The sequence below is a fragment of the Thermodesulfobacteriota bacterium genome (assembly GCA_040757775.1).
Taxonomy (GTDB): domain Bacteria; phylum Desulfobacterota; class UBA8473; order UBA8473; family UBA8473; genus UBA8473.
The window spans coordinates 84804-96879 of the sequence record JBFLWQ010000002.1; the positions used below are offsets into that span (position 1 = coordinate 84804).

Genomic DNA, 12076 nt, shown 5'->3' on the forward strand with positions numbered 1-12076 from the left:
TCAACATAATTTTTAGGGAAATATGCATTTTCTTGAAAGATTGTCTTTACTGGAAGGCAAACAGCCGTAGCTTTCCCAGTAATTACCGAGAATGTATAAGCCAAGATCCTGCGCATGTTGCAATACATTGTTATCCAGAAATATTCTGCCGGGAATGAGATGGAAACGGGTCAAATCATCCCGCAATTTTATCTGTTCAACGAGCTATTTCGTTTACACCTTCCACTATTTTAATCTCCTCCTCGCTCAGGCCGTAGAGTTGATACACCAACTGGTCAATTTCCTTCTCCCACGTGGACGTATCCGCCTGCAAATTTGTGCGCTTGGCCGCCAGGATGTGGTCCACCAGTTTTGTGAGTAACCTTTCTGCTTCAATAGGTATAGTTAGAACAGGAAGTTTTCCAACTGTGTTTGCTTGAATTTCAGAAAACACTGTTTTAGTGGATTTGAATTTTCTCTTGTAAATATAGTTCATCAATCGTGAGTTTAGCAGCGCGAGCAGGCACTTAAGATTATTTACTGTAGCAGACTCTCTCAAATTCACAACTACTAATGTGTTCAATGCAAAATATTGTTCGTTATCATAGGCAAATATCAAGTCTTCTGAAACGCGTCTAAAAAACAGTTTTTCTTTGGTAAGAAAAATGTCTTTTGTTTTACATGAGTGTATTCTTTTCAAGTCCCAATCTAGATAAACGCCATCCCATTGAATGTGGTACTTGCCAATATTTCTACCATCTAGTTTCTTGTAATACTTACCTTTAGGGTTTGATGTATATAAAGAAAGGCTTCTGTCTCCTTTGAGAGCAATGGCTTGATTTATGTAGCAGAACTCATCAAGTGGGCGTACATCAAGTGAATATATCTTGTCAATAAGATTGTCTGAATTGACATTGATAGTAAAGTTGGGATTAGCCAAGAATTTGCTATTTGAGTTTCGTTCCACGAGATTCATCTTGTCTAAGTCATCAATAAAAATTTCTATTTCATATTGGTGTAGTGTTTCCTTGCTTGCAATAATTGTTACATTTTCAACAATTGCTTCCTCAAAGGGTAGTTCAGAATATTGAACAATTATTCTAAAGCGATTCTTTTTGAGTAGTAATTCTCTTGTTGCACTGTAATATTCTTGTGTAAGTATCGTGTTCGGGATAATAAATGCTAAATTACCTCTATTTTTTAGAATGCCAAATGCTAGGTGTATAAAGAAAATAAACGTGTTTAAACGACCACCAGATGTATTAAATCTGTTTTTGAGGAATTTTTTATACCAGTCAGGTGTGCCTGCAACTTTTGACAATTGGATGTACGGCGGATTCGCAATCATCACATCAAACCCACCCTTCCCATGAAACACCTCTGAAAAATGTGTATGAAAGTCAAAAGTAATATCCTGAATTGAAGGATAAACTTTTTTCATACTGTCTATCAACTTTAAAAACAGGTTGTTAATTATACCCCTGATTTTATTTTTTTCAGATGGGTTTGTAGAGTTAAAATATAGTTTCTTATTTTCCTCTAATTTGTTGCTAACTTCACAATCAATAAGTACACCATCAGGTAACCCCAACAAAGAATTCCCGCACACAATCTTATAATCCAGGTTCGGCAACGGTTTAATCTGCTTTATATCTTCTTCATCGACAACGAGCGACAGCCACAGCCGCAGTTTGGCAATCTCCACCGCACCCGGGTCAATGTCCACGCCGTACAGGGAATATTCGATGCAGCGGCGTTTGAGATTATATGTATTGCGTTCGTTATCAATTGAGCATGTAACAGCGGGCTTAAGCCCGCTGTTGTGCCCGCTGTTATTCAAATAAATCGACAGTACACTTCTCGCCTTCACGATCTCACCCATCATGCCAACAGGAAAGGCGCCGGAGCCAACTGCCGGATCACAAACGGTAATATCCGCCAATTTATCATCAATCAGTTTGGCATTTTTTCGGATACTTTCCGGCAGTTGATGGTAATAGGTCTTTGTCTCTTTTCCCTTACTCAACACCCTTACCTCGTTCTCACTTACCTGTTCGCCCAGGTGAATCAGGGTTACAATATCCTCCTTTGAAATCTCAGTATTTTTATGCTCAATCACTATGTCCAACTGTCCCTTTTTCGCTTCATTGCCTAACATATCGAGATTACTATCACCGAGCTTTTCATAACTGGTTATGCCGCTGTTCAGTTCAGTAAACAAGTAGTTTATCAAACTCTGCTGACACATGTAATGCACGATTTCACGCGGGGTGTAATAGACGCCGAACTGTTTGTTGAACTTGGTTTCATCGCCTTTTCTGCCGCTCTTCAGAGCCTTCTTGTATTCCTCAAAGTTATCGGGCCGGATGGCATTGAACTTCTCGTAGGCTTTACCAAGCAGTTCCGGGTCAATGGCAACCTCTTTTTCCAGCGGTTCATCCTCTTTTACAGTAAAATTGTAACGGTCAAAGATGTCCAGGATGCCGTCGCCGGTATCGCCTTCTTTGGTCTTATCATTGTTGGAAAACAGGCTGTCAGGAAGTTTAATATCGGTATGCACCCAGTCGTAATTGCCGATGGGGTCGAAGAGACCGCCGTTTAAGAAAGGGATTTTGCAGTTGAAACGGCTGTAATAATAATTGTCCTGTTTCCGTTCTTCTCCAACTCGCAGGGCTTCGTAAAATAGAGGCTCCAGAATATCGTTGAAGAAATTCTCGTAGCTGCTGTGCTTTTTCTCGAAGAGCTCTCTTAAAAATTGCTTGGAACCGTCACCCCAGTCGGCATCGCGGGCAACACCAAACCATCCCTTTTTCTGGAGAAAATAAAGAAACACAATCTGTCCCAACAGTTTCTTGGCAAAGTCAACGGTGTTCACACCTTTGGGCTCAAAGTCTGCTTTCATTCGGGTGTTTCCTTCAAGCTCTTTATCCAAAGCCTCTTTGGTGCGGATAAACAGATCGCGGTATTTAAGGAAGAATTCTTTGGTAACGGTTTCGATGTTGAAAGCTTCTTCCAGTTGTTTCAGTGTGGGATTACGATCAATGTCGGCAAGGATTTTGACCAACCGGCTCTGGGCGGTGTGGCTGTTTTCGTTGGCGCCAACCAGAAAGGACCAGCGCCGGGCAGGGGTAAACTCTTCTTTTACTTTTCCGTTTTCATCAAATTTATAATCCATTTTGACCAGTGAAAAGCGCCAGTCCATGTCATCGGGGGAGACAAATGCCGCCAGTGCTGCGTCCTTCAAGTCCCCGCCTCGACTGCCGTTTAAGTACCAGGCAATGAAATTCCTCTGCATGGTGCGAGCACGTTCGATGGAAGTTTCCTTTCTGAGATGGATAATCAGTATATCTATCTTATGTTCGCCGTCACTATACTTGGCGATTCTCTCAAGGGTGCTTATGTGCTGCTCAAATGCATCAGGGATGTAGTTGCCCTTATAGACAAAAGGCACTTCTTCAATACGGTTTAAGAGGTTCCTGATGAAATTGACAAATCTATTTTTATCGAAGGGCAGTTCAAATGTTTCTTGAATGATGCGTCGTGCCTGTTGTCTATCCATCTGTTTACCCATATTTATTCACACCTTCTTTTACGCAATAATGACGCATCAATGGCGCAATTGACGCAATTATTTACCTGTTAAATACAACGACAGAATTACTTCCCGTTTGCCAAAAACCGTAGGGGTCTGTTCCGCATAGTGTTCGTCCAGAAGTTTTACCGGAATATTAGTCTGAAGCGCTGCCAGCACCTTGAAGGGATTCATAATTTCGCTCTTAAGTCCTTCCAGTGCTTTTGATGTCTGCTTTGCCGTCTGTTTTGGCAGCCCGCCTTCCTCAAGCTGAATCAATACCTTTTTCAGGTATAGCTCTTGGTCTTCTGTCAGCTTCTGGGTGTTCTTAAGGGTTGCTTTTAAAACTCTCAGGATATTTGCCGCACTGTCGCGTCCGCCTCTTGTGGCGGCCTGTTGCGGCATTTCTTCAGTAGTTGCAAAAATGAAGGCCTCTTTGTTTTTATCCAGCAGGTCGTAGAAGTGCTCCGGCAATTTCTGCTTTTGCTCATCGGGATTGCTCTCCAGCAGTTTTGCAGCGGAGATGAAATCGAGTTCTGCTGTTTCCTGCTTAGTGCCGGCTTGAAAAAATTTTTGCAGTTTGCCCCGCCGAAAATAAGTAATAAGAGAATTTTCATGCCCGATGTTTTGCTTTGCGGTTCGTGCTTTTTTGGGAAGCCGTTTTACTTTCTCAAAAAGGTCAGGGTCTTTATCACGTATTTCTTTGATAGCATGGAGGTATTTCAATTCGCTTTCCTCCGCCCCGTCTTCACCTTCCAGCGTTTGTTTGGAAAATAATCGGTTAAAAAGCTCGTGCGAGCCGATGGGTTCACCCTCGGTCAACAGCTCGGCATCACCGCCCAGGAGGGTAAGAAAGGCATTGATCTTCGCTTCTGCTGCCTCTCTAAGCTTGATCTGGTCGTTGGATTGAACAGTGGGGAAGAAATTGAAGGTATAGATTGTGTCATGCCTTGTATCCACCCGGTTGATACGGCCTACCCGCTGCATCATGCGTGTAGGATTCCAGGGGATATCGTAGTTGATGACCGTATTGGAGCGGTGTAAGTTGACCCCTTCAGACAATACTTCTGTAGAAACCAGTATCCGGTAATCGTCTTTGGGATGTCTGGCACGGGCATCAAAGTTCTCGATGACCTTATCGCGCGTGGCTTCACCCGAATCGCCGGTATAACACAACACCCTGTCCGGGTATTTTTGATGTAAATTCTTAAACAGATAGTTAGCTGTCTCCTTTGATTCCGTAAAGATGATGATATGATTCTCTTTCAATGCCGAAGCCGTTGAAAGCTCACGCAAGAATTTTAGTAACTTTGGGTCGCGTTCAATATGCGTCCACAGTCTTTTGATCTCCAGCAGAATGTCACGGTCATTCTGCAAATCATCTCTAAAGCCTTCTCTAAAATCACCGCTGTCGTATCTTTCTGCTTTGCCTTCATCAATCAAGCATTGTACGGCTTCGTCGTCATCGTTTTCCAGAAGTTCAAAGATTTTATTTGTGTGCTTCTTACTCACATAGACATTGCCGTTGTCAAATTCCTTGATAAACATTTCATAGGAGTGCAGGAACCTGTCCACTGAATTTCGAAAAGCAAAGAAACTGCTCTCCAGCCTTTTCACCAACAGAATCTTCATGAATTTACCCATGTTTCGCTGGGACAATTCTTCAGGCTGAGTTACCTTACCTTTGTAGTAGAGCATTGGCGTATAGCGGGCATACCTGAACTTTTGCGTTATCAGCTCGATGGTTTTGTTGAATATCTCGTCCTCTTTCTCATTGAGTTCATAAAAGAGCGGAGTTGGCTTTTCAACCTCGGGGAATCTCAATCCTTGTTGGGTAATATCCTTGAAAAAATACTTTTCAATTTCGGTGCGGGTTCGACGCACCATCAAATATTTCAGAACCTTTTCCCTGATCTCCCGGGCATTCTCTTTTACGGTGCGGATGTATTTATCATAATCTTTCTGGCGATCCAGTCTTTTCAGTTTCTTGTCAAGACGGCTGAAAAAACCTTCCAGATCAGGCAGATTGGGAATCGTGCTTTTCCTGGCCGGTTGAAACAGTTTTAACAGGCTAAGAATATCCCTTGGTGCGTTGTTGTAAGGCGTGGCGGTAACCAGAACGACCCTTTTGCCGCGGCAGATTTCCGCCAGCTTCTCATAGGTAATTGTTGCTTCCGTTCTAAAGCGGTGTGCTTCATCTATAATTACATTTTGATATTTTTCAGTTCCGATGTATAGAAGATCGTCCAGTTTGCCAAGCGATTCAAAGCGTGTTTGCCTTACTCCGAAGTCTTCAAAAACATTAGTCCAGGAACCGGGGTTGGTTTTTTCGAGAAGCATCGGGGGTGCAATAACCAGGGTTCTACCTTCAAGCTGACCTGCCAGCATGGCTGAGATATAAGTCTTTCCTAATCCCACCACATCCGAAACAAAAACCCCGCCATATTCCAGCAGGATTTTTTTGGCGTTTAGAACTGCCTGTTCCTGGTATTCGAGCTTTTTAAACTCCTGGGGCAGATATTTCAAAAATAGCTCATCCGTCTGACTGAGTTCATCTTTGAAATACTCATAGAGAAATTTCAGATAAAGCTGATAGTGCGTGATATTCTGACTGAGCCATGTCTTTTCCTGTATGGTTTGAATGTACTTTTCGCTCACCTCCACCGCATCTTTCCAGAGTTCTTCAAACTTCTTCCTGGCAAATTCATAATCGCTGCGGTTTTTCAACTCCACATTGAATTCCAGATTGTCAATGAGTCCGGCCTGTGTGAAATTGCTGGAGCCAGTGATAACCCGCCCGGCATCTCTGTCGCCTTCAAAAAAAGTCATTATGTAAAGCTTGGCGTGGATGTTCTGTGAGGGATAAGCTCTGATTTCCAGCTTTTCGCCTCTGACCCATTCAATAAACTTATTGACCCCTTCTTCGACTTCCCTACGGTCTTCCGAGTCAGCCAGTTCCTCTTCTACGAGATTTTCTACTTTCTCTTTGGTTTCGGCATGTGAGAACTCTATGACCTGCTGCTTGGGCTTATCGCTATTGACAAGCAAATCGTAGGTCTGCCTGTCGGTGCTGATGCCAATCAGTATCCGGATTTTTTCTGTTTTCCCTAAGGATTTATACAGGGCATGGAAACCGCTGGTGTAGAAGTATCCAACCAGGCAGTCAAAAAAAGAAGTGTCTTTGATCAACACTTCAAATCTATCTTTCAGGCTTTGATTTTCTTCGTTGGTTATGAATGATAAATCGGTATCCATCGGAATCCTTTTTAGTTGCCGTTCACACCTTACTTAGTCCACACTGAAAAATGAAAAATTTCTTTTGGAGCGAACATGAGCAGGATTTTTGGGGCACCCATCTTGACGAAGCGGAAGATAGGCATTTTCAGGTGTTTGATCCGCCAGAGGCGGGGAGTTCCTGAAAATGCCTGGAGCAAGTCATAGATGGGTCAAAAAACCTTCACCAGAGAGCGGAAAAGGGAATTTTTCAGGATGAACTACTCACTTCTCTCCAAAACAGAAAGAATCTCTTTACATCTGTGTAAATACGTATGATTAGCCAGAATATGACGCTGCCCTTCCCTGGCTATCCTTGCTGCCTCCAGTGGATTGTTGGCAAAATATCTTGCTTTTTCAACCGCTTCATCTTCTGTCTTATATGTAACATAGTGGCGGTTTTCCAGAAATAAGTCCTCATAGCCGACATTTTCATAAGTATTCGTCAACAGCATAGCCTGACCATTGGCCATCGTCTCGAACACCCTCATATTTATATCTTTCCCCTTTTCTCCTGTGAACCCGGCACCAACGTTGAACCCTATAGTACAACGCCCTATTTCTCTGGTAGCGCTCTTACGAAATTTCTTTCTGAAATAGAAATTTGTTGAGAGACCATTTTTCCGGAAAAGTTTTTCAAATTGCCTTCTATGCTTATACGGAGCGCCACACATTCCTATATCATAATGGCTCTTTTTCAAGCAACATTCCCAAAAACCCTCTCCCTTCGCCAATTCAGGCCTGAATACATGTTCTTCTTCATCTGCCGCAAGCGGAAGCCAGGACGCCCTTGGTCCTAATCCTTCAGCTATATGTTTCTGTGCTACCCATATATAATCGAATTCGTTTTCATCGCAGTAATCTCTATGAATCTCGAGCTTATGACATGAATCTATACTGACAAATCCTTTGGGACAATTGTACTTCTTCAGGGAGGGAAAGCATACAGGCAGACCACAGTCTATTAACAACAACAGGTCTCCTTCAGGCAGAGGTTTATCGGGCTGTGGCTTATGGGGGTCAAATGGAACATCTATCAGCTCTACATTTAGAGACTTTAATGCCTTAAAATAATAATAAGAGGTATTATAAGGGACAATGGAATGTAAAAAAACAACCCTTAAGTTCTTCATTAGCCTTTTCTTATAACTCTATAATTTTCATCACTAATTTCAATTAAGGAACTTTTAATATTTTTGGCATCCTCTTGGTTCTTAATCCTCCTTTTTTTCTCAAAAAACATATCGGCTGATATGGACTTATCCTCCGGGATTTCATGCCCCAGATGGAATTCAATTGCAAGGCATCTGACAGACTCAAATCGGCAGCCTATGCTATGTAATCTCCAGGCGATATCCGTATCTTCTCCACCTCCACGGTGCTCATAGTCTTCGTCGAACCCATTAACCTTAAACAGGTCCGATTTGAAGGCTGAAAAGTTGCTGCCCACAAAATCCAGGTAACGCTTCTTTTTAAAGAAATACAGCGGCTTCAGGGTTTCTTCATAGTACTTAAAATCCTTTACCAGACTTCGATACAAACCCCAGAGGCTAAAACCATCGAAATAACCCCTGTCTATCATCTCCCTGCTCACATTAGCCGTATATTCCTTTTTAATCATCACCCTTCTGCCACCCAGAAATACGCCTTCTTTCCTCCTCTCCCAGTGAACCTTCAGAAAATCCCTGGCAACAACACAATCTCCATCAATAAAGACTATATACTCTGCTTTAGAGTGGACAAGAGAATGATTTAAGAGCTTGCACTTACGAAAACCTTTATTTTCCTGCCACAGATGGGTAACGGGAAAAGGGGCATTATAGGTCCCAAGCCAGTCCTCTATCTCTGGTCCGGATCCGTCATCCGCAATTATTACCTCGAAGTCTTTAAAAGACTGCCTCTCTAAAGACGACAGGCAGAGCTTCAACAGAGGCAATTTATTGAATATTGCTATAATAATGCTGATTGCGGGCATCATTAATTCCGATCTGTATTGGTTTTTTTCTCGGCTATTTCATCAATAACAGACAAAAATTTTCCTAATACTACCTCTTTATCGCACTGAAATGCAACTGTTCTCCTTTGCTCTCTTATTTGCTCGATAGTTCCTTCAGATTTATATACTTGCTCCTTTAAAGCGACATCCTTTATCAATTCTGCCAGACGAAATGGGTCTGCCGGAACATCGACAACACTGCCTATATTCTCCCGCTGAATCATAAATGAGACGCCGGCACCCCTGCCTATTATAACCGGCAAGCCAAATGCCAATGCCTCAACCGCAGAAATACAGAAGGTCTCAAAGAGTGAAGGGACAACAAATATGTCGGCAGTTGCATAAAACCGTCCTATGTCTGTTACCCCTCCTGCAAATTCCACATAACTTTCAATACCAAGTCGTCTGCTCAGCCTCCTGCACTGCCTGGTGCCATCTCTGTCAGTTCCAACAACAAGCAGCTTAGCATTATGCCAGCTCTTCAGTAAGATAGCGAGTGCCTCAATAGTATTTTTGAGCCCTTTAATACGAAACCCTGACCCGACATGTAAGAGCGTCAATGTTTCATTATCAATTCGGAGACTGGCTCTTTCCTGCGTTCTGTACTCCACGAGTCTGTTGTATTGAAAGCGGTTCAAATCCAATGCCGGAGGGACAACAACGAACCTTTCCTCCCTCACAGGATAGTATCGCTGAATCTGCTGAATGCTCAGACCTGAAAGAACAACAATATCACCGTTCTTCTCAGGGTTTTCAGCAAAGATGCGTTTTTCGATCCTGTTTATTACAGGATGAATTGGATTTATCGCTATAGAAATGAAATCTGAGATTCTTCCTGTTTTTTTTCTAAAGTTCAGCCATTCCCTGTGACAGGCATTTCCGGCACGGTAAATATCCATTACCAGGGTTCTGTCAAACGCTATTATGACATCAAATTGCTCCTTTTCTCGATTCAGATAACGCCTTGAAAGCAAAGCAAAGGAAAGAACCTTAAACCATGATGACAGTTTAATTATTTTTATCTTCTTAAATTTAATACCGGGCAAATTTTCATCTGTCCACTTATTGGTAAAAATGGTAACACTGTCACCCCGTTCAGCCAGGGTTTCTGCGAGTATAACTGCCTGACGTTCATACCCCCCAAATGGGTTATACTTCATTAAAACAATTGCTATATTCAAATCTTTCTCTTTCGCCCCAACTTTCCCAAAAATCATTTGTCAACAGGCTGTTGCCCAAACTGAAATTCCTTTGAACGGTCATCAAAAGGTTTTTTGCTCACAAATCTCTCCACATTTCTCTTAGTTTGGCATATTTCAGAAAGGTATAGTAAGAGTATAGTATTGCCAGGAGGAAACCATAATACCCATCCAGCATACCTCTTTGAAGAAAGAACATCTTAAAAAAGGTAAAGGGGGGCCTTAAAATCAACTGCTCCCAGGTGGTCTTCTTGCCCTTTTTATAACTGCCTTCTGCAAACAGAGAGGTATAGATATCCATTCTCTTTATAAAATCAGAAACAGAACTATATGTATAATGCTCTATAGGGTTTTTAAGATAACCAATCGGGCCTTCTACTTTCACTCCTTCATGGACTTCTTCATTTCCGAATCTGCCCTTTTCTCTCCTGAATAATCTGAGATGATAATCCGGGTACCAGCCCCCGTGTTTTATCCATTTCCCCCCAAAATAGGACTTAAAAGGAATAAGATACCCATCTTTAAGCTTTTCCTTATAAGCAAGGGTACTCTCAATCTCCAGGCGAAGTTCAGGGGTAAGGCGCTCATCTGCATCTAAATTTAAAACCCACTCCCCTGTGGTTTTATCAAGGGCACTCTGCTTTTGCCTCGAATAACCCTTCCATTCCTCTTTAAAAATTCTGTCAGTATATTCATTACAAATCTCGATGGTGTTATCATCACTGTTATCATCTACCACTACTATCTCACCCGCCCATTTAATACTCTCCAGGCAAGACCTGATATTTTTTTCCTCATTACGGGTAATAATAAAAACCGATAAACCCTTCATATTACAATCTGCTCTTCGCTTTTTTTAATTTGAGGATAAAGTCCAACATATTATCACTTCTCTTGACTATTATCCGTTTAAGCCTGTTGAGGTCATCCCCCCGATTATTTTTCCCTGGTTTGGTGGTAAAAGCTACTGAGTATCCACTTTTGTCCACCTTTTCCAGTGTACTCTCATTGAAGAGACCGAAGGGGTATGAAAATACCTTGATCTCCTGATGCAGCCCCTTTTCCAGAACCCTCTTTGATTCTTCAAGCTCAAAAGCCTGTTCCCTTTCTGAAATCTCTGTGAGGTTAGAGTGGCTATGCCCATGAGAGCCAAATTCGATACCGTATTCCTTCATCTCCAAAATCTCAGACCAGGATAATAGGGGTGTTACGGGTTCCCCTTTTGCTTTATCCCAGAGGTTTGAACCTCCTATATACTTCGTTACCAAAAATATTATGCTTTTAAAACCATACTGTTTTAAGATCGGGAATGCGAAGGTGTAATTATCCTTATATCCGTCGTCAAAAGTTATAATAGCGGGCTTAAAAGAAGGATCCCATCCATCCTTTAATATCGATAGAAATTCGTCAATTGTAACAGTAGAATATCCATGAATATGGAGATAGTTCATCTGTCTGGCAAACCTATCCGGGGTTACAAGTAGCTTCTTTAGCTTTGATTGGGGTTTTTCATCCGTTATCCTGTGGTACATCAAGACCGGGATGCCATCGAGAGTGCGTCGCCAGAATGTAAACCGTACAGAAAAGGCAATAAATAAAACTATAACCGGTAAAATTGCAGTAATAAATATTGTCATTCACCTCAAAATTCAATCTTCCAATTTTATGGCTTCATCTATCAACATAATCGGGATATCATCCTTAATCTCATACATCAGTTTACATGTATTACAGATAAGGCCATCTCCCTTTTCATTCAGGTAAATGTCACCTTTACATTTAGGACAAGCCAGGATATCCAGCAATTCTTTACTTATACCCATAAGTACCTCCACCTCTATTTGTCAAACTATAGCTTAATTAAATATTTGCTCTCTGTTTACAGACAAGGAATCTATACTAGACGCATATCGCCTTGTTTTTTTAATATAATACAATTAAGAATCTTAAACAACAGAATTTCTTTATATTTCAAAATTTTAACATCAGACCATGAGTTGAAGTTCAGAAAAGATGCTACTAATCGTTGACAATACTATACCTTTTTGTTAATGTCCC

General features: G+C 41.7%; 8 protein-coding genes. All 8 read right to left on the reverse strand.

The genetic code is table 11. From position 1 onward, the window contains the following. Positions 1–196: 196 nt before the first annotated feature. A complete protein-coding gene (locus tag AB1401_01845; GenBank protein MEW6614199.1) occupies positions 197–3550 on the reverse strand; it encodes a TaqI-like C-terminal specificity domain-containing protein in 3354 nt (1117 codons plus the stop codon). Between the two features lie 57 nt (positions 3551–3607). Next, complete coding sequence (locus AB1401_01850) at positions 3608–6805, reverse strand: helicase-related protein (protein ID MEW6614200.1); 3198 nt, start codon at positions 6803–6805, stop codon at positions 3608–3610. Between the two features lie 239 nt (positions 6806–7044). Further along, entirely contained in the window at positions 7045–7956 is a 912-nt protein-coding gene (locus AB1401_01855; GenBank protein ID MEW6614201.1) for a glycosyltransferase, read from the reverse strand. Further along, positions 7956–8801, reverse strand: a complete 846-nt coding sequence (locus AB1401_01860) for a glycosyltransferase (GenBank protein MEW6614202.1) — start codon at positions 8799–8801, stop codon at positions 7956–7958. Before AB1401_01860 ends, AB1401_01855 begins: the two co-directional genes overlap by 1 nt. Then, positions 8801–10000 (reverse strand): glycosyltransferase family 4 protein, encoded by a 1200-nt coding sequence (locus tag AB1401_01865; protein ID MEW6614203.1) that lies wholly within the window; start codon positions 9998–10000, stop codon positions 8801–8803. The genes AB1401_01860 and AB1401_01865 overlap by 1 nt, the downstream gene beginning before the upstream one ends. 97 nt (positions 10001–10097) lie before the next feature. Continuing rightward, on the reverse strand, positions 10098–10850 hold the full coding sequence (locus AB1401_01870) for a glycosyltransferase family 2 protein (GenBank protein ID MEW6614204.1): 753 nt from the start codon (positions 10848–10850) through the stop codon (positions 10098–10100). A gap of 1 nt (position 10851) precedes the next feature. Continuing rightward, the gene (locus AB1401_01875; protein ID MEW6614205.1) at positions 10852–11655 is read right to left on the reverse strand and encodes a polysaccharide deacetylase family protein; all 804 of its coding nucleotides are present in this window, start codon (positions 11653–11655) and stop codon (positions 10852–10854) included. 12 nt (positions 11656–11667) lie between these two features. Continuing rightward, positions 11668–11841 carry a Trm112 family protein gene (locus AB1401_01880; GenBank protein ID MEW6614206.1) on the reverse strand — a complete coding sequence of 58 codons (174 nt, stop codon included), beginning with the start codon at positions 11839–11841 and terminating at the stop codon, positions 11668–11670. Positions 11842–12076: the final 235 nt, after the last annotated feature.